This is a genomic window from Povalibacter sp. (assembly GCF_036520495.1).
Lineage (GTDB): Bacteria > Pseudomonadota > Gammaproteobacteria > Steroidobacterales > Steroidobacteraceae > Steroidobacter.
This window is the reverse complement of sequence record NZ_DATDJO010000032.1, coordinates 22,896-40,762: the sequence shown is the minus strand read 5'-3', so window position 1 is coordinate 40,762 and position 17,867 is coordinate 22,896. Positions and strand designations below refer to the sequence as shown.

15 protein-coding genes are annotated in these 17,867 nt (G+C 62.7%); 7 read left to right on the top strand and 8 right to left on the bottom strand.

Annotated elements, in window-relative coordinates:
* Positions 1 to 21 precede the first annotated feature (21 nt).
* Genes VIZ63_RS11635 through VIZ63_RS11625 form a run of 3 tightly spaced genes read right to left on the bottom strand, consistent with a single transcriptional unit; the run spans position 22 to position 4,661 of the window.
* On the bottom strand, positions 22 to 1,860 hold the full coding sequence (locus tag VIZ63_RS11635; RefSeq protein ID WP_331609782.1) for a feruloyl-CoA synthase: 1,839 nt from the start codon (positions 1,858 to 1,860) through the stop codon (positions 22 to 24).
* Positions 1,857 to 3,971 carry a 3-hydroxyacyl-CoA dehydrogenase NAD-binding domain-containing protein gene (locus tag VIZ63_RS11630; protein ID WP_331609781.1) on the bottom strand — a complete coding sequence of 705 codons (2,115 nt, stop codon included), beginning with the start codon at positions 3,969 to 3,971 and terminating at the stop codon, positions 1,857 to 1,859. Before VIZ63_RS11630 ends, VIZ63_RS11635 begins: the two co-directional genes overlap by 4 nt.
* 39 nt (positions 3,972 to 4,010) lie before the next feature.
* Positions 4,011 to 4,661 (bottom strand): TetR/AcrR family transcriptional regulator, encoded by a 651-nt coding sequence (locus tag VIZ63_RS11625; RefSeq protein WP_331609780.1) that lies wholly within the window; start codon positions 4,659 to 4,661, stop codon positions 4,011 to 4,013.
* Between the two features lie 89 nt (positions 4,662 to 4,750).
* On the opposite strand from VIZ63_RS11625, the gene VIZ63_RS11620 reads away from it, so the two are divergent.
* Positions 4,751 to 5,968, top strand: a complete 1,218-nt coding sequence (locus tag VIZ63_RS11620; RefSeq protein WP_331609779.1) for a thiolase family protein — start codon at positions 4,751 to 4,753, stop codon at positions 5,966 to 5,968.
* 3 nt (positions 5,969 to 5,971) lie between these two features.
* Here VIZ63_RS11620 and VIZ63_RS11615 read toward each other — a convergent pair whose 3' ends face one another.
* Positions 5,972 to 7,672 (bottom strand): CocE/NonD family hydrolase, encoded by a 1,701-nt coding sequence (locus VIZ63_RS11615; protein WP_331609778.1) that lies wholly within the window; start codon positions 7,670 to 7,672, stop codon positions 5,972 to 5,974.
* Positions 7,673 to 8,226: 554 nt separating this feature from the next.
* Between VIZ63_RS11615 and VIZ63_RS11610 the strand changes: the two genes are divergently transcribed.
* Positions 8,227 to 8,391, top strand: coding sequence for a hypothetical protein (locus tag VIZ63_RS11610; protein ID WP_331609777.1), 165 nt, complete (start codon positions 8,227 to 8,229; stop codon positions 8,389 to 8,391).
* Positions 8,392 to 8,400: 9 nt separating this feature from the next.
* On the opposite strand, the gene VIZ63_RS11605 is transcribed toward VIZ63_RS11610, so the two are convergent.
* Positions 8,401 to 9,486, bottom strand: a complete 1,086-nt coding sequence (locus tag VIZ63_RS11605; RefSeq protein ID WP_331609880.1) for an FUSC family protein — start codon at positions 9,484 to 9,486, stop codon at positions 8,401 to 8,403.
* Positions 9,487 to 9,674: 188 nt separating this feature from the next.
* On the opposite strand from VIZ63_RS11605, the gene hfq reads away from it, so the two are divergent.
* The 5 genes from hfq (at position 9,675) to VIZ63_RS11580 (ending at position 13,938) form a co-directional block, all read left to right on the top strand.
* Entirely contained in the window at positions 9,675 to 9,917 is a 243-nt protein-coding gene (gene hfq / locus VIZ63_RS11600; protein WP_331609879.1) for an RNA chaperone Hfq, read from the top strand.
* Between the two features lie 61 nt (positions 9,918 to 9,978).
* Positions 9,979 to 10,389, top strand: a complete 411-nt coding sequence (locus VIZ63_RS11595) for a RidA family protein (RefSeq protein WP_331609776.1) — start codon at positions 9,979 to 9,981, stop codon at positions 10,387 to 10,389.
* 260 nt (positions 10,390 to 10,649) lie between these two features.
* A complete protein-coding gene (locus VIZ63_RS11590) occupies positions 10,650 to 11,072 on the top strand; it encodes an EamA family transporter (protein ID WP_331609775.1) in 423 nt (140 codons plus the stop codon).
* 69 nt (positions 11,073 to 11,141) lie between these two features.
* Entirely contained in the window at positions 11,142 to 12,896 is a 1,755-nt protein-coding gene (locus VIZ63_RS11585) for a tannase/feruloyl esterase family alpha/beta hydrolase (RefSeq protein WP_331609774.1), read from the top strand.
* A 43-nt stretch (positions 12,897 to 12,939) separates the two neighbouring features.
* Positions 12,940 to 13,938: a hypothetical protein gene (locus VIZ63_RS11580; RefSeq protein WP_331609773.1), complete on the top strand. Its 999-nt coding sequence runs from the start codon at positions 12,940 to 12,942 to the stop codon at positions 13,936 to 13,938.
* Between the two features lie 17 nt (positions 13,939 to 13,955).
* Here VIZ63_RS11580 and VIZ63_RS11575 read toward each other — a convergent pair whose 3' ends face one another.
* The 3 genes from VIZ63_RS11575 to VIZ63_RS11565 all read right to left on the bottom strand — a co-directional run bounded on the left by VIZ63_RS11575 (position 13,956) and on the right by VIZ63_RS11565 (position 17,861).
* Positions 13,956 to 15,728 (bottom strand): IlvD/Edd family dehydratase, encoded by a 1,773-nt coding sequence (locus VIZ63_RS11575; protein WP_331609771.1) that lies wholly within the window; start codon positions 15,726 to 15,728, stop codon positions 13,956 to 13,958.
* 122 nt (positions 15,729 to 15,850) lie between these two features.
* Positions 15,851 to 16,609, bottom strand: a complete 759-nt coding sequence (locus VIZ63_RS11570; protein ID WP_331609770.1) for an SDR family oxidoreductase — start codon at positions 16,607 to 16,609, stop codon at positions 15,851 to 15,853.
* A 100-nt stretch (positions 16,610 to 16,709) separates the two neighbouring features.
* Positions 16,710 to 17,861, bottom strand: a complete 1,152-nt coding sequence (locus VIZ63_RS11565) for a fumarylacetoacetate hydrolase family protein (RefSeq protein ID WP_331609769.1) — start codon at positions 17,859 to 17,861, stop codon at positions 16,710 to 16,712.
* Positions 17,862 to 17,867 lie beyond the last annotated feature (6 nt).

Sequence of the window (17,867 nt, the reverse complement as noted above, 5' to 3'; positions counted from 1 at the left end):
AGTGTGCAGTTCGCGTTCGTTCTAACGGATGCGGATGACGGTCGTGTGCGTCTCTGGCTCGTACATGGCTGCCACCTGATCCCCTCGGCGTTGCAGCAACGCCCGCTGATTGACCGATCCCTTATCAGTGATTTCGCCATGATCGATCGACAGCGGCGACCGCACGAGTATGGCACGACGAATGTTCATCGAACTTGCAGGGAACCGCGACGCATGCGCTTCGAGGCGTTGGCGCAGCAACTCCAGCAGCGTCTCACTGTCCGCAAGTTGTGCATGCGAAGGTTCATCGGTCAGCCCGAGCGCCTCCGCGCATGCAGCCACGTCCGGGATCAGGACGGCCGTCAGGAATTCGCGATCCAGACCGGCGATGCCGACGTCCTGAATCAGAGGCGACAGCGCGCCGATCAATAGTGCCCGCAATGGACCCACGCTGACCCAGGTGCCGCTCGCCAGCTTGAAGTCCTCGGCGATGCGTCCGTCGAAGATGAGACCGCGGGTCGGGTGTGCCGGATCGATCAGGCGGACGGCATCGCCCAGGCGATAGAAACCTTCCTCGTCGAAACAGGCGGTGGTCAGGTCGGGACGGCGCCAGTATCCCGGTGTCACGCTCGGACTGCGTACGCGCAGCTCCAGCTTGCCCTCGAGTGGTGTCAGCTTCACGAGATTGCCTGCTGCTGGCAGGCCGATGATGGAGGTGTGTTCCGCGGCTGGTGTCGTGAAGGTCACCGACGGCCCGGTCTCGGTCGCACCAATGCCGGAGATCATCGGCACCCGGAAGCCGCGTTCCGTGATGGAAAGGCGATCCAGCGTATCGCGGGTATGTTGTGGCAACGAAGCGCCGGCGAAGAAATAGGCCTGCAAGCGGCGGTAGAAAACGTGGCGCAACTGCGCGTCGTCCTGCAGCGCGTGTGCGAGCGCATCGAATCCCTTCGGAACGTTGAAGTACACCGTCGGCGAAATGTCGCGCAGATTCCGTAGCGTGGTGGCGAAGCCGGCGGGTGTCGGTTTGCCATCGTCGATATACAGCGAGCCGCCATTGAAGAGCACCAGGCCGACGTTGTGGCTGCCACCGAACGTGTGATTCCACGGCAGCCAGTCGACGAGCACTGGCGGTTCGTCGATCAGGAAGGGCAGGGCCTGACGCAGCATCGTCGCGTTGCTGCACAGCATCCGTTCGGTGGTGATGACTGCCTTGGGATCGCCTGTCGAGCCGGAGGTGAGCAGGAATTTGACGATGCTGTCGGCGTTCGTGTGGGCATGCGCCTCGACGAGTCGTGCTGACGGCGTGCGCTCGATCTGCGCGAGTGTGCTGGTCGGGCGACTGTGGACGAAGTCTGCATTGGTGACCAGTTCGACCGAGGCATCGGCCACCTCAGTGAGCGCGCGCGCAAACGGCGCAGTGCCGAACGCTGCGATCAATCCAGGGGTCAGCAGGTTCAGCACGTACCGCAGTTTGTTCAGCTCGCCGGCCGACAACGAATACGCCGGTGAGACCGGGCAGTACGGAATGCCTGCCCAGGTTGCGGCGAACGCCAGTGACAGATGCTCGATACTGTTGCCGGAGAGGATGGCTATCGGACGCTCCGGCGACAGATCACGATCCAGCAGTCCTTCCGCGATGCGCTGCACGCGAGCCAGCACTTGCGCGTAAGTCAGCTCCTGCCATTGGCCGTCGCTACCGCGTCTTGCGATAAAGACACGATCGGGTGTGGTCCGCGCCCAGTGTTCGAGCGCATCCATCGTGCGAACCGGATAGTCATCCAGGGACTTGAGCGGACGCAGCAGGATGGATCCGTCGCTGCGCTGCTCGGCATCCGTCGTGAACGGATCGGGTGTCCAGGCGGACGGCGACCCGGTCATTGGCGGGACGCCTCCCAATCAGCCAGGCTGCGACCCTCATTGACCAGTCTCTCGAGCAGCGGTGCCGGCTGCCAATGCATCGGGCCGAACGTGCGCTGATACTTCAGCATGCCATCCCGCAGCGTCTTCAGGCCGATGGTCTGTGCGTAGAACATCGGACCGCCGCGGTAACGTGGAAAGCCATAGCCGGCGAGCCAGACCACGTCGATGTCGGAGGCGCGCAACGCAACGCCTTCCTCGAGGATGCGAATGCCTTCGTTGAGCAGTGGATAGAGACAGCGCTCGAGAATTTCCTGCTTCGAGTGTTCGCGTTGCTCGATGCCGAGCTTCGCAGCGCGTGCTCGCAGGATCGCCAGCGCCTCCGGATCGTCGAGGCGCGCGCGGTTGCCCGGTTCGTATCGATAGTAGCCCTTGCCGTTCTTCTGTCCGAAACGGCCTGCCTCGTGCAGCGCGAAATCGGCCTGGTAGTAGCTTGGATCCGGCGGGTATTGGTCGGCGTTGGCGGTGTGCACGTTCACACCGACATCGATGCCCGCCATGTCGAAGACAGCGAGGATACCCATGGCCATGCCCCATTCTTCGAGTGCCGAGTCGACCTGCCGCGGCGTGGCGCCTTCCAGCACGACGCGCTCGGCCTCACGCGCGTAGCCCTCCATCATGCGGTTGCCGATGAAGCCGTAGCAGACGCGCGCCAGCACCGGGGTCTTGCGCAAAGGCTTGGCGAGATCCATGACCGTGCGAATCGTGGTGGGCGAGGTCTTCTGCGTGCGCACCACTTCCAGCAGCGGCATGATGTTGGCGGGCGAGAAGAAGTGCATGCCTATGACGTCCTGCGGCCGGGACGTTGCATTGGCAATCGCTTCGATATCCAGGGTCGAGGTATTCGTCGCAAGCACGGCGCCCGGCTTCGCCACCTGGTCGAGCTGGGCGAAAATCTTTTTCTTCAGGTCCATGTTCTCGAAGACGGCTTCGATGATGACGTCCGCGGACTGCAGGTCGTTGTAATCAAGCGACCCAACGATCAGCGCGAGGCGCTGGTCTTTTTCCGCAGCTGTGAGCCGGCCGCGCTCCACCAGCGATGTGTAAGTGCGGTCGAGACCGGCAAGGCCGCGATCCAGTGCTTCGCGGGTCGAGTCGATGAGTGTGACCGGAATGCCGGCGTTGGCGAAACAGATGGCGATGCCCGTGCCCATCGTGCCGGCGCCGATGATACCGGCCGACCTGATCGGCTGGGCTTTGACGTCTGCCGGTATTCCGGGGATGCGTCGCGTTTCGCGATCCGCGAAGAAGGCATGAACCGCACCTCTGGATTCATCGGTCAGCTTGCATTCGTTGACCAGGCGCGTCTCCAGTTCGAGTCCTTCCTGCAAGGGCAGGCGGGCGGCGGCGCTGACGGCTTCGACGGCTACCAGGCCGGCGCCGCGGTTCGGATACTGCTTGCGCGCCAGTGCCCGCATGCGCTCGATGACTTCAGGCGTTGCCGTGGCCGGATCGACCGACAGCTCGCCGGTCCGGCGCACACCATGTCCAGCGGCCAGCAGGGAACGAACGTAGCTGAGGGTGCCTTCGAGCAGATCGCCTTCGATCACTGCATCCAGGAACTTGAGTTCGATCGCCTTGGCGGTGTCGACGGGTCGCGCCGACAGGATGAAGTCGAGCGCTTTCTCCACGCCGATCAGACGCGGCATGCGCTGTGTACCGCCGGCGCCGGGAATGATCCCGAGCGTCACTTCCGGCATGCCGAAGCGCGTGCCGGGTGCGGCGACGCGGTAGTGGCAGGCGAGGGCGATCTCCAGACCGCCGCCCATCACTGTGCCATGCATGGCTGCAACGACCGGAATGGTGAGGCCTTCCCAGCCATTGAACAGCTGTCGGTACTCCTCCTCGCGCGGCGGGCCGGAGAACTCGCCAATATCGGCGCCGGAAAAGAACGTCGAGCCTTCGCAGCGCAGGATGACTGCCTGCAGATCGCGAGCGCCACGCACTTCGTCCAGCGCGCGTGCGAGATCGGTCCGCACCGTCGCAGTGATCGTGTTGACAGGTGGATTGTTGACGGTGACGACGGCTACCTCGCCGTGTCGCTGTACGTTCACAACGCTGGGATTGCTCAACTCGCTACTCCTCAACTCGGCAATACTCGGCAATTGAATTCAGATTCCCGACAGCAGGTCGGCGGCGGCCGCCTCGGCCAGTCGGCTCGCCTGCACCGTGGTGATTCCCAGGGCTCGCAGGAGTCCGGCAGCCATGCTGGCCGCAACTGCGCGGCGCGGCGTGACCAGGCGCTCCTCGAGCACGTGGCGCAACACGATCACGATGATGCCCATGACCAGCAGCACACCGTCCTCGAGTTCGACATGGCGGAAGCGCTCGGCACGAATACCTTGCTGTACGACATCGCTCAGGCCGCGGTTGATGGGCGCATCCACCATCGTCGCGCCGGAGTTGAGCTTCCACAGCACGCGGGCACTGTCGGGATACTCGAGTGCGAAGCGAACGAATACACATAGCGCGCGGGCAATGTGTTCAGCAGCATCCTCGATGCCTTCATTCGCCTTCAGCACTGCCTGCTCGACCTGTCGACGCACCGCGGCCGCGATTTCTCGCGCAAATACGTCTTTGTCGGCAAAGTGGTTGTAGAAGCTGCCCTTGGCGACTTCGGCGGCGGCAACGATCTCATCGACGCTCACCGAATCGACATCCCGCGACGCGAACAGCGAGCGACCAGCGCTGAGCAGGGCCTCCCGCGTGCGTTCACGGCGGCGATCAGGAGGTCGGTGGCTGTGCTCTTTGGATCGGGTCACGTTGCGGTTCCAACGGCGGTGAGTGAATTGACTATATCGTACAATAATGACTAAATGGTCATAAATATTGAGTGCACCGGGAACAGCCCATGAATCGCTTTGACAATGTCGAGATTCCCTACGGCGCGTACTGGTCGACGCCATTCGCAAAATGGCAGGGCAGCCTGCAGCACCTGCACAGCGTGAAGCTGGCGGCGCATGTGGCGAAGTCAGAGATGGCGAAGCGCGATCTCACGCCGGATCAGTTCGACTTCGGCGTGCTGGGAATCACGCAGGTGCAGTATCAGTCGTTCCAGGGAGCGATCTGGCCGCTGTACGAGATCGGCATGAAGCATGTGGTCGGTCCGCAGATGTCGCAGGTCTGCTCGACGGGGCCGCGAATCATTCTGGCGGCGGCGGCAGAAGTCCAGCTGGGCATGGCGACCACGGGTCTGGTGCTGGGTGCCGATCGCACGTCGAATGGCGCGCACATCTACTATCCCGCGCCGGCCGGTTTCGGAGGCATGGGGCAATCGGAAGACCAGGTCACGTACAACTTCTCGCATGACGTCAACGGCGGTCACCCGATGCTGCAGACGGCCGAGAACGTGGCGAAGAAGCATGGCGTCACGACACAGCAACAGCACGATGTCGTCTTGCAGCGGTACGAGCAGTACCACGACGCGTTGAAGGACGATCAGGCATTCCAGAAACGCTACATGACACTGCCCTTTGCAGTGCCGAAGCACAATTTCAAAGGCGAATCCGGTGTGATGACCGGTGACGAAGGCGTCTTCGCGACTTCCGCCGAGGGTCTGGCCCGTCTGAAGCCGGCGATGCCCGGCGGTACCGTGACGTTCGGCGGTCAGACGCATCCGGCGGACGGCAACTGCGGGCTCGTGGTCGCAACACCGGACAAGGCGCGCGAGCTGAGCCGCAATCCCGCGATCCGCATTCGTCTGCTGGGCTTCGGTCAGGCCCGCTGCGATCTGGCGCACATGCCCGAAGCACCTGTTCCCGCCACCAAGCGCGCCCTCGAGCATGCCGGTGTGTCGATCAAGGACATCAAGGCGGTGAAGTCCCACAATCCGTTCGCCGTGAACGACATCGTGTTCGCTCGCGAAACGGGATTCCCGCTGGAGAAGATGAACAACTACGGTTGCTCGCTCATCTGGGGCCACCCCCACGCAGCGACGGGTCTGCGTGCGATCATCGAACTGATCGAGGAGCTGACGCTGACCGGCGGCGGCATCGGTCTGTTTCAGGGATGCGCCGCAGGCGATTCGGCAATGGCGGTGGTGATTTCTGTGGAGGACGCGTCACGCTGATGCTCATCGCGGGATGATCGGCAGCGACAATACCGAGGCGTGCTCCGCACCGGTGAAAACGGTTACGCGCGGCGCCGGAACGATACGTGGAGTCGCGCGTTCGTCAGCGAAGTTGATCGTCAGTCGAATCCGCTGACCCGCCTTGAACAGATATGAAATGGGATACAGATCCAATTCCATCCTGACGGGCTCACCCGGAGTCAGCGGGGATACTGAGGCGGCCGTGTATGGATGCCAGGGCAGGCCGAGATTGTCGTACGGCGGCTTCTCGATCTTTCTGAGTGACGCACGCAGCTTGCCTTCAACGTTGTAGTACTTCGCGCTGCCGTCCGGGGACACATCGTCCATTCGCACCACGATATCGGCGTCCGTCATACTGGACGCCAGCCACAGTGTGAGTGTTGGGTGTCCCGTGACTTCTACGTCCGTAGCCAACGGTTCAGTGACGAACTGAAGTCCTTTCTCCCAGAAGTTGTTTGCTGTTACGCCATAGTCGACGACGCGCTCCTGTTTCGCAGCCGCAGCGGGCTTCTGGCTCAGCGCATCTGGCTGCAGATAGAAGTCGGTCCGTCGCTCATTGCGCAGCGGCCAGCTGCCGGATGTCTTCCACTGCCTTTCCGGCGCTTCGTTGTATGTGTAATAGGTCACGGCAGCCTCGCGCATGACGCCGTTGTCGATGCCCTTCAGCCAGTGATCGAAGAAACGCCGCTCTTCGACGACGATGTCGAAGCCGGTCTCCTTCTTGACGGTGGTCCAGTCGCAATGCGTGGCCGGTCCGAAAATCAGCTTGCGTGGATTGGTCACGTTGTTGAACGTGAAGGGTGCGCCGTACTTGGTCGTGCCTTCGTCCCAGTTGGCGGTCACGTACAGGGCGATGCCCGATCGATTGATCGTCTCGAGGTACGTGTGAGGACTGCTTTTCAGCCACCACTGATTGTCGAAGTATTCGGCGCGGCTGTCGCGGAACGGCGTGTAGCCGGCTGTTTCGAGATTGTTGGCGTGTTCAGCGATGGCTGCATCCAGTAGTGCGCGGTTGTCGTCGCCATCCACGGGTACCGCAGACTTGTCGCGCTCGACCCGGGAGCCGCCGCGCATGATCTGTGTCGGAACGCCGGAAGGCGGCGACATGCCACCGGCGGAGGCGAACGGATACACGTCCCATTCGCAGCTCATCGGGAAGATGGCCCTGAGGCTCGGCGGCGCGGTGGTCAGCGCCTGCATCTGACTGCCGCCAGTGGCCGAACAACCCCACATGCCGATCTTGCCGCTGCTCCAGGGCTGCGCGGCCAGCCACTCCGTGATGTCATAGGCATCCATCTTCGCCGCGTCCTGCCATTCGCCGCGATTGAACCCTGCGTTGTGACCGAAGGAGGCATAGAGGCCGCGGAAGTCGACGACGGCGACTATGTAGCCATAGGGAAGCAGTTCGAGCGCCTTGCCGGGGTAGTTTGCGGCCGTCAATCCGTCACGGGTGGTGCGACGTTCGTATGGCGTGTGCATCCAGAGCACGGGCAGCTTGTCCGTCGCCACCACGCCGTTTGCGGTCGGTCGAAAGATATCGACGGCGAGTCGCGTGCCGTCACGAACGGCGACGTATTGTGAGGTCAGGTGATGGCCATCGTAACGAGCGGCGGAATAGCCTTCGTACTGGCCTGGGCTTGAAAGGCGAGGCGGGGAGGCGGAGTAGGCAGCCGAATTCGCCATGCTGGCTGCAAGTGCAAGAATTGCGAGCGCGCAGGACACAGGCCGGTTGGCAATCATGTCATCCCCCGATCTTCTGATAGGGGCATTATGGTTCGCTGGACGAACTATATCCAGCGTCAACCATGACGTCAGTGCTCCTGCAGGGTGGGAGGCGAAGGACCGTCCCTGGTCCTGATCGATGGCGATGATGTTGCCGGCATGAAACTGGACAGCTTGTCGGTATCCAGTCGGAACGTTGGTAGCCGGCGGCCGATAGGCGATCGCGAGCTGCCGGACCCGCAGGGGGCATGTTCCAGCTCGTGCCTCTGCGCCGTTCAGTCCGGGGGGCAGGACAGCGCTGGCGATACGGGCGGATCGCCTCCATCCGACGCAACACTGCCACGCTATCTACTGGCATCCACGGTCCCGACACAGTGGATTCCGTTGCTCCCCGTGCAACTGCAGGAGCCCGATGCCGTGGTGCAACGGCTGCGTCGCGGCGCCGTGTTGCAGCCCGATGGTTCCGAGTGTGGCTCATCCCGCACGCGGCCGGATTCTCAAACAAGGATCCGCGCTTGCTGATGTTCGACGAAGAGGTTCCGCGCGAAAGCGTCCACGTTTCCTGTCACTACCAGCTGGCCCGCTGGATCGACGGATCGACCTGCACCTGGCTGTCGCTACACAAGGAGATTGGCAGGGGCGAGGGCTCGAGCGGCCTGACGTTCGACAGCGTCAGTTGAGCTGTACGGTCACACTCGGGAAGGCAACAACGCCCGAATCGCACGCGCCACTTGCGAACGAAAGGCGGGTGCATGGAGCGCGGCGCCGCCCGCCAGGCCGACGAGGCTGCCTATCACGATGTCCAGTACGCGCGCCTGCATTGTGGCCAGCGGCGATTGCTGCCCCAGTTGCCCGGCTTCGGCGAGGAAGATCGTCAACGGAGTTATGAAGATCACGGCCAGGCCGTAGTGACGCACGACCAACGTTTCGATCACGAAGGAGAGGGTGATCATCACCGCCACGACGCCCCACGTGTTGAGTGGCAACTCGAGCAGCAACCAGGCGAGTCCCAGTCCCGCCACGGTGCCCAGCACGCGCTGTGCGTGGCGGTTCCACACCATGCGCAGGCTGGCGCCCTGGATGATGGCCAGACAACTCACCGGAACCCAATAGGGGCGCTGCAGTTGCAGCAGTTGGGCGAGCAGCAGCGACAGGCCAATGCAGCTGCCGATGATCACCGAGTCGACCACGACATAATCGAAGTCCATGCCAGGCTCGGGCACGGCAGACGCTGGCGGCACGCGACGTACGCGATGGAGGCTGTAGGCGAACGCCACAATGCATGCGAACACGGCGCCGAGTGTAATCAGGCCTATGCGTAGCGGGATGTCGAGCAGGGTGGCGGGCGTGTACGCCGCGATGGAGGCGGCCATCACCAGGAACAGGATGCCGGGCGGCCCGAGCCGGTAGTAGCGCGCAGTCATGCTCGCCACGACGGAGATGAGCGTCAGCGTAGCGATCATCGCGGGTGGAAAGAAGTGCGTCAGCGCTCCCAGCGCGTAGCAGACGATCATGCCGAACGCGACGGCCATCGTCAGCATCATCCGGTGTTGCATCCGTGTGTCGGGCAGGCTGAGGAAGGCAAGGCCGCCAAGGGTGGCGACCAGTCCGAAATCCATGCGTCCGATACTGGCGCCTGCCAGCAGCGGCACGCCTGTGGCTACCGCAGCGGCGAGCGGCATTTCCCAGGGCCGGTTGCTCGAATGGATATGGGTGAGCTGCTGCAGCTCGGTACGCAATGCGCTCGATACCCGTGTCCATCGCCCATTGCCCATGCTCACGCCGCCTCCGTTCCTGTTACCGGTCGGTCGCTGGTTCGACGAGGGCTGAGTGTCACGCGGGAATGGCCGCGGGGCCAGCGGGATGGCAAAACGCCATCCGCAGAGCCCCGGTGGTCGGATTCTGCGCATTTCGCGGCAGATCGATCACCGCCTTGAACTACACTGGTGGAGAGGAGCGAGCGGTGAACAAGAAAAATTCTGCACAGGACCAGTTTCTGGAAGCGCTCCGCAGGGAACGCACACCGGTTTGCATCTACCTCGTGAACGGAGTCCGGCTCCAGGGCGAGATCGGTTCGTTTGACAGCTTCGTTGTGTTGTTGAAGGAACGCGTGGACCATGTGGTGTACAAGCACGCGATAGGCAGCATCGTTCCTGGTGACGCCGCCGCGCACCCGGGTTCGCATTTCAGCAGGGGCCGCCGGTAACCGATCCCGGAAAAGATGTCGATGACGACCCGCGTCGCACGACCCCAAACGAGGCTCAGACATGACAACACGCGAATCGATCTTTCCAGCGGGCCGACAGGAGCTGTACACCACCAACGGTTACTCGGCAGCGATCCGCTCCGGCGACCTGCTCTTCGTGTCAGGTCAGGTCGGCAGCCGCGAGGACGGCACGCCCGAGCCAGACTTCGGCAAGCAGGTCCAGCTTGCCTTCGACAACCTCGCGAGCGTGCTGCAGGCCGCCGGTTGCACGTTCGACGACATCATCGACGTGAGCAGTTTCCACACCGATCCCGAAAATCAGTTCGCCACCATCATGGCGGTCAAGAACCGGGTCTTCAGCAAGCCGCCTTACCCGAACTGGACTGCCGTCGGCGTGACGTGGCTGTCGGGCTTTGCATTCGAGATCAACGTCATCGCGCGTATCCCGGCGTCGACCGACGTACCGGTCTGACTGCTTTCAAATCGTTTGCGCGCGGGACATTGCTTCCCTGCGGCCCACGCGAGTTCGGGGTGCGCATTCGCTGTCCTATACTTCGCGTTGCAGGAATGGAATCCAACGCTTGCCAGAGTCGGATTGACGCCCGGTTCGATCGCGCGGCGCACACTTCATGTCACACGATCTGGGGCGCGTTCGTCGTTTCGTTGACTGTCTGTCGTATCGGTTATGCGTTCGTCTTCGCGATGCGATCGCGAGCGCTGCAGGAGTTACCGATGGAACGTTGGATTGGCTACGCGATGGTGTCGATGGTGTTCGCCGGTGCAACCGCAGTGGTGGCAAAACTGGGCCTGAATGGAATTTCGTCAGAACTCGGTCTGGCGGTGCGTACGAGCGTCGTGTTCCTGATCGTGATCGCGACTGCGGCCGTGCTCGTACCCAGGGCGGAATTGCAATCGCTGACAGCAGCCAATGTCGGTTGGCTGGCCCTGTCGGGCGTGCTGGCCGCGGTCTCCTGGATCTTCTATTACAAGGCAGTGCAACTGGGCGAGGTATCGACGGTCGCGCTCATTGACAAGGGTAGCGTCGTCATTGCGCTGCTACTCGCGGTCGTCGTGCTGGGTGAGCAGTTGAATGTCGCGAAGGTCGCCGGCGGGATATTGATCGTTGCCGGTCTTGTCGTTATCGCGCGCGGTTGATCGAACAGATCATTACGCAAGTATGCGTCGTGACGTATTGAACGAGCTGCGCAAGAGCGGAGTTGCAGTATGACCCTGACCGTCCGGGACCTTCGTGTGTTCGGTTGCACCGTCTTGTTGATCGGCGGTGTGGCTCATGCAGCCGGTGAAAGCAGCAGCGCCTCGGCGGCGCAACGCTGCACTGCGCTGGCCCGGCAGGCCGGTGCCACGCTCGGCGAACCCACGGCACGCATCGTGACGGCGAAACTCAATGCGCCTTCCGCCCCGACCATCGATCCGAAAGCGCCGCCCTGGGCCGCGACCATTCCGGCAATGCCGGAACATTGTGAAGTCGAGGGCCTCCTGCGCGAGCGTGTGGGCAAGGACGGCCAGCACTACGCAGTGAGGTATCGCATGCGGCTGCCGACCGGCTGGAATGGCAGGTTCCTTTTTCAGGGTGGCGGTGGCACGAATGGCCTGGTCGGTACCGCCATCGGCACATTGCAGCCCGGCATGCCGACCGCGCTCGATCAGGGGTACGCCGTGGTGAGCACGGATACAGGTCACGACAACGCGACCAACAGCAATCCGGCGAAGCAGGGCAGCGTGGCGTTCGGTCACGACTACCAAGCGCGCCTGGAGTACTCGGAGAAAGCGCTCGACAGCGTCGCCACGACTGCGAAACGTATCGTCCAGGCCTTCTACGGTCGTGCGGCCGATCGCAGCTACTTCGCAGGATGTTCCAACGGCGGACGCGAAGGCATGGTGTTCGCCCAGCGCTTCCCGACGCAGTTCGATGGCATCGTCGCTGCCGCACCGGCTTTCGCCGTTCCGAAGGCGGCACTCGCCGAGGCGTGGGACACGCAAACGTTCGCAGCACTGGCGGCGCAGGAAGGGTTTACCCGCCAGGACGGCTTGCCGGACATGACGCGGGCGTTCACGGATGCCGATCTCGACATCGTTGCCGATACGGTGGCGAAAGTTTGCGATGCCGACGACGGTGTGGTCGACGGCATGGTGCAGGACGTACTGAGCTGCACGACCGCGCGCATGCGTCCGGCTCTTGAAGCACGCATCTGTGCAGACGGGAAGGACGCGACGTGCCTGGGTCGCGGCCAGGTCGAAGCGCTGGTGCGCTCCTTCTCCGGCCCGCGCAACTCGAAAGGCGAAGCCCTGTATGCCGGCTGGCCGTGGGATCTCGGTGTCGGCGACATGGGCTGGCGCGTGTGGAAACTCGGCATGCCTGGCGCCATGGATGCCATCAACGTCACGCTGGGGTCACCGGCGCTCTCGGGGCTGTTCGTTACGCCGCCCGCGCCGGTCGCTGCAACTGCCGATGCCAGTCTGCGCTATCAGATCGAATTCGACTTCGACCGGGATGCGCAGAAGATCTTCGGCACGAGCGCGGAATTCCCGCGTTCCGGCTGGGACCTCGTGGGTGCACAGTCGACTGACCTCGATGCATTCCGCCAGCACGGCGGCAGGCTCCTCGTGCCTCATGGCGGCTCCGACCCCATCTTCTCGATCAACGACACCGTCGACTGGTGGCGCAAGGTCGATGTGACGAACCGGGGCAAGGCGGCGGACGTCGTGCGTGTGTTCGCGGTGCCTGGCATGACTCATTGCGCTGGCGGACCTGCCACCGATCAGTACGATGCTCTCGCTGCTGTGGTGGCCTGGGTGGAGAATGACCGGGCGCCCGAGCGCATCGAAGCGAAGGCGGGCGCGACTTCGCCATGGCCGGGGCGAACCCGCCCGTTGTGTGCGTATCCGATGGTGGCGCGCTACACGTCCGGCGATGTGAATCGAGCGGAGAGTTTTGTCTGCGCCGCACCGAGCCGCTGATGCGGCACGGCCAGTCATGAATGTGCTGATCAAGGACAACACCATGAAATCCCGATCCTCACTGCTCCTCGCGATGGCGGGCATGTACGTCATCGCCATCGCCGCTGAATCTGCAGCACCGGCACCCGATCCCGCTGTGATGCGTGCTGAACTCGCGGCGTACCAGCAATTACCGGATACGACGGGAAGCGGCCGGTATCCGGCCGTCAAGGAGGCGACGGATTCGCTGCCCGATCACGTCATCTACCGGCCAGCCGACCTGTCGAAACTCGGCAAGGACAGACTGGGCGTTCTCGCGTTCGGCAATGGCGGTTGCAGTGCGGACGGCGCCAGTGCGCGATTTCATCTATCTGAAATCGCATCCCACGGTTACCTGGCCATCGCCAGCGGCAGGATCCTGAGCGGCCCTGGCGCGCCTGCCGCTGCCATGCCCGCTCCGCCGGCACCGCCTCAGCCAGGCGTGCCGCGTACGTTGCCGGCGCCGGCGACCAATGCGGAGCAGCTGCGTGAAGCGATCGATTGGGCGCTTGCCGAGAATGCGCGACCGGATAGCGCGTACTACGGTCGTATCAATCCCGAGTGGATTGCCGTGTCCGGCTGGAGCTGCGGCGGACTGCAGGCATTGCAGATAGCGGCCGACCCGCGCGTCGCCACGACGGTCATTCACAACAGTGGCATCTGGGGCTCGGCGACGCTACCCGACGGCGGACGCCTGCCGAAGTCGATGGACATCGGCAAGGATGTGCTGAAAAAACTGCACTCGCCGGTGATCTACATCCTGGGCGGTCCGACCGACATCGCGTATGCGAATGGCATGGACGATTTCACGAAGATCGAGGGCGTGCCGGCGATGGTGGCGAATCTCGATGTCGGTCACGGAGGTACTTTTACCCAACCGAACGGTGGCCTTGTCGCATCGCTTGCGGTGAAGTGGCTCGACTGGCAGCTCAAGGGGGATGCACGAGCCGCAAAGTACTTTACGGGCAATGGCTGTGGCATCTGCAAAGACCCAGCCTGGCAGGTAGAGAGCAAACGCCTCTGACTGCTTTCAGGGGCCCGTCAGTGGTTGTGTCGCGGCGTCTTGCGAGCGACGCCGCGATACTTCAGCGCCATTTCCATGACACCGCCACGGTCGAGTTGACTCACGGTTGCGCGGTAGAGCTCCTGCCAGGGCGTTGCACTTTCGGGAACGGCGGGAATGCCATCCGCCTTGCGCCGCTCGATTTCCTCCGGCGCGACGAGCATGTCGCAACGTGACTCGTTCAGGTCGATGCGAATCACATCGCCCGTACGCAGCCATGCGAGCCCGCCGCCCGCGGCGCTTTCCGGTGACGCGTTGAGGATCGACGGACTGTCGGATGTGCCTGACTGCCTGCCATCGCCGATGGTTGGAAGGCTTGCGATTCCGCGTTTCAGCAGCGCATCGGGTGGTGTCATGTTCACGACTTCAGCGGAGCCGGGCCAACCCAACGGACCTGCGCCGCGAATGACGAGAATGCTGCGCTCGTCGATGTCGGATGCGGGATCGTTGATGCGCGCCCGATAGTCATCGGAGCCATCGAAGACGATCGCGCGACCTTCGAATACGTTGTCGTGTCCTGCGGAGCACAGATAGCGACGACGGAAGTCTGCGTTGATCACGCTCGCCTTCAGGATCGCGAAATCGAACAGGTTGCCGCTCAGCACGATGAAACCGGCCTTCTCGCGCAGCGGCTGCGCATACGTCGTGATCATTTCGCGATCGCGACTGTGGCGCCCGCTGACGTTCTCGCGCAGGGTGCGGCCAGTGATCGTGCGCGCGTCGCCATGCAGTTTGTTGGCGTCGAGCAGCTCACAAAGCACGGCAGGCACGCCACCGGCGCGATGGAAGCGCTCGCCCAGATAGCGTCCTGCAGGCTGCATGTTCACGAGCAAGGGGATGTCGTGGCCGTACTCCATCCAATCCTGCGGATGCAGTTCGAGACCTGCGTGCCGCGCCATCGCAACGAGATGCGGCTGTGCGTTGGTCGAGCCGCCAATGGCTGCAATCGCCGTGATCGCGTTGAGGAACGATTCACGCGAAAGAATCTGCGAAGGTCGAAGATCTTCATAGGCCATTTCGACGATGCGACGTCCTGTCGCGTATGCCATCTGCCCGCGCTCGCGATATGGAGCGGGAATCGCTGCGCAGCCTGGCAATGACAAACCGAGAACTTCGGCCACTGCATTCATCGTCGATGCCGTGCCCATGCTGTTGCAGTGACCAGGCGATGGCGCAGAGGCTGCGGCAGCTTCGAGAAACTCTGCCTCAGTGATCTGACCCGCACCCAGGCGGCGACGGCTCTTCCAGATGACGGTACCTGAACCGACGAGTTCATCTTCGAACCAGCCGTCGAGCATCGGGCCGCCGGAGAGCACGATGGCCGGAATGTCGACGGTACTGGCAGCCATGATGCCCGCAGGCGTCGTCTTGTCGCAGCCGGTCGTAAGCACGACGGCGTCGAGCGGATAGCCATGCAGAATCTCGACGAGCCCGAGATACGCAAGATTACGATCGAGCGCGGCCGTCGGCCGGCGGCAGTTCTCGAAGATCGGATGCGTGGGAAATTCGATGGGTATACCGCCGGCATCGCGTATGCCGTCCCTGACCCGATCGGCGAGCTGAACGTGGATACGGTTGCACGGCGTCAGATCACTGCCACTTTGCGCGATTCCGATGATGGGCTTGCCGCTCATCAGCTCGGCCGGCGTAGTACCGTAGTTCATGAAGCGCTCGAGATACAGCGCCATCAGGTCGATGTGATCGCGATCGCCAAACCAATCCTGAGAACGAAAGCGACGCTTGCTGCTCATAACCGGATCTCGAAAACTCTGCCGATACTCGGAGCGAATGACACGGATCCGCCGCCGCGCTCAATGCGAATCACATCGGATCAGGCCCCACAGAGATGGGAACTCGAGCGCGTTGCGCGTGATCAGCGCCAGCCAGCATCCACGAAGTATTCGTGGCCCGTGCACATTCGCGCGTCGTCCGAGGCGAGGAACATGACGAGCGAGGCGACATGGTGCGGTTCCACGCGCGCCTTGAGGCACTGCTGTGCGAGCATCTTTGCCTCTTCATCGGGTGTGTGCCACAACGCAATCTGGCGCGGCGTGCGAACGCCACCAGGTACGACGCATGTCACTCTGATCCCGTGCTGGCCAAGGTCCCGGGCGAGGCCGCGTGTCATACCTTCGATGCCCGCCTTGGCGGTTTGATAAATCGTCAAGTCCGGCAATCCCAGGTGCCACGATACTGAACCGAGATTGATGATCGCGCCTGCGCGCGCTGACTTCATATCGCCGACGACAGCCTGCGCGCAGAAAAAGTAGTGGCGCAGATTGACGGCGATCCGATCGTCCCAGTAGGCCGGGCTGGTTTCCTCGAGCGTGTGTCGATCATCGTTTGCCGCATTGTTCACCAGCACATTGATCGGCCCGAGGTGCTGTCGGATGCTGGCGAACGTCTGCTGCACCGAGGCCAGGTTAGTCAGGTCGCATGAAAAGTATCGAGGTGGATGCGCACTCGAGCGCAGTCGCGACTCGAGTTCCCGGGAGTCGCGTTCTGCAATGTCGATGAATGCAACGCGCGCGCCCTGATTGGCGAACGATTCCACGATCGACGCACCGATGCTGGAGCCTCCCCCAGTCACGACGACATTCTTGTTCTGTAAAGATGGATAGATGTTCTGCATGGTTACGCCCAGGTGGAGGCGGTCTCGCGCTGCTGATCGACTTCTACGGCATGTAGATCGGAGCACACGAAGAAGACCGTCATCATCGATGCTTCAATTCTCACGACAGCAGTCCGCGCGCAGCGAGATTGCGCATCAGGTCGTTGATGCCGAAATTCCAGGGCGGCGCCTGATCGCAAGTGGTGACCCTGTTGTCAAGACAGCCGAGCGCCGCTGTCGAGACGCGGACCCGATCGTTAATTTTGTGCGTGAAACCCCGCCCGCGTGCATCACCACGTGTGTCGCGGTCTTCGGTCGGCGCGAACATCGTGCCGAGAAACAATGCGAAACCATCCGGGTAGTGATGCTGACTCATTGTTTGCCGGACGAGTTCGAGAGGATCGCGACTGATGTGCTCCATCGAGCTGCTGCCGGACAGCCGATATCCATCGGCGCCTTCGATCTCCAGACTGACCACGGCGCGCCTCACGTCATCGAGCGTGAAATGCTCATCGAACATGCGAATGAACGGACCCATTGCGCAGGACGCATTGTTGTCCTTCGCCTTGCCGAGCAGCAGCGCGCTACGGCCCTCGATATCACGCAGGTTGACGTCGTTGCCGAGCGTTGCACCGAGCGTGCGTCCTGCCGCATCGCACGCGAGCACGATCTCGGGTTCCGGGTTGTTCCACTGCGACTCGCTGCGCACGCCGATCCACGCGCCCCAACCGACGGACGACAGCACCGGCGCTTTCGTGAATACCTCGGCATCGGGTCCGATCGCCACTTCGAGATACTGCGACCACAAACCATCGCTGATCAGCGCTTCTTTGAGACGCACGGCAGTTGCAGATCCCGGCTTCACCGAGCGAATGTCGGCCCCGACGCGTGCGCCAAGCGCTTCACGAATGCGTTGAGCCTGGGCGAAATCACCTCGCGCTCGCTCCTCGATCACGCGCTCGACCGCGGAAACCGCAAAGGTCACGCCGCAGGCTTTGATGCATTGCAGATCGAAAGGTGAGAGCAGTGATGCTTCTGCGGCCCCCTCGTATGCAGCTGCAGAGGGAAGCTGATCTGCCGGTCCGAGATCCTCGCCCTTGGCTGCAACACCGGACCACTCATTGAGAAGTTGCGATACCGTCGCGGCAACCCGGGACACATCGAACACGCGTCCCTCGCGGATGACGATAGGGGAAGGACCTTGTGGCCGCTGCATGCGGCCCACGAGTGTCGCGCGTTGCCAGTCCGTCGGTAGATGCACTTGCAGTGTCATACGGTC

Bases quoted from the DNA above. Each gene is read 5' to 3' on its own strand.
- VIZ63_RS11635 (WP_331609782.1), bottom strand. From the start codon at position 1,860: ATGACCGGGTCGCCGTCCGCCTGGACACCCGATCCGTTCACGACGGAT.
- VIZ63_RS11620 (WP_331609779.1), top strand. From the start codon at position 4,751: ATGAATCGCTTTGACAATGTCGAGATTCCCTACGGCGCGTACTGGTCG.
- VIZ63_RS11615 (WP_331609778.1), bottom strand. From the start codon at position 7,672: ATGGCGAATTCGGCTGCCTACTCCGCCTCCCCGCCTCGCCTTTCAAGC.
- VIZ63_RS11605 (WP_331609880.1), bottom strand. From the start codon at position 9,486: ATGGGCAATGGGCGATGGACACGGGTATCGAGCGCATTGCGTACCGAG.
- VIZ63_RS11595 (WP_331609776.1), top strand. From the start codon at position 9,979: ATGACAACACGCGAATCGATCTTTCCAGCGGGCCGACAGGAGCTGTAC.
- VIZ63_RS11590 (WP_331609775.1), top strand. From the start codon at position 10,650: ATGGAACGTTGGATTGGCTACGCGATGGTGTCGATGGTGTTCGCCGGT.
- VIZ63_RS11585 (WP_331609774.1), top strand. From the start codon at position 11,142: ATGACCCTGACCGTCCGGGACCTTCGTGTGTTCGGTTGCACCGTCTTG.
- VIZ63_RS11580 (WP_331609773.1), top strand. From the start codon at position 12,940: ATGAAATCCCGATCCTCACTGCTCCTCGCGATGGCGGGCATGTACGTC.
- VIZ63_RS11575 (WP_331609771.1), bottom strand. From the start codon at position 15,728: ATGAGCAGCAAGCGTCGCTTTCGTTCTCAGGATTGGTTTGGCGATCGC.
- VIZ63_RS11570 (WP_331609770.1), bottom strand. From the start codon at position 16,609: ATGCAGAACATCTATCCATCTTTACAGAACAAGAATGTCGTCGTGACT.
- VIZ63_RS11565 (WP_331609769.1), bottom strand. From the start codon at position 17,861: ATGACACTGCAAGTGCATCTACCGACGGACTGGCAACGCGCGACACTC.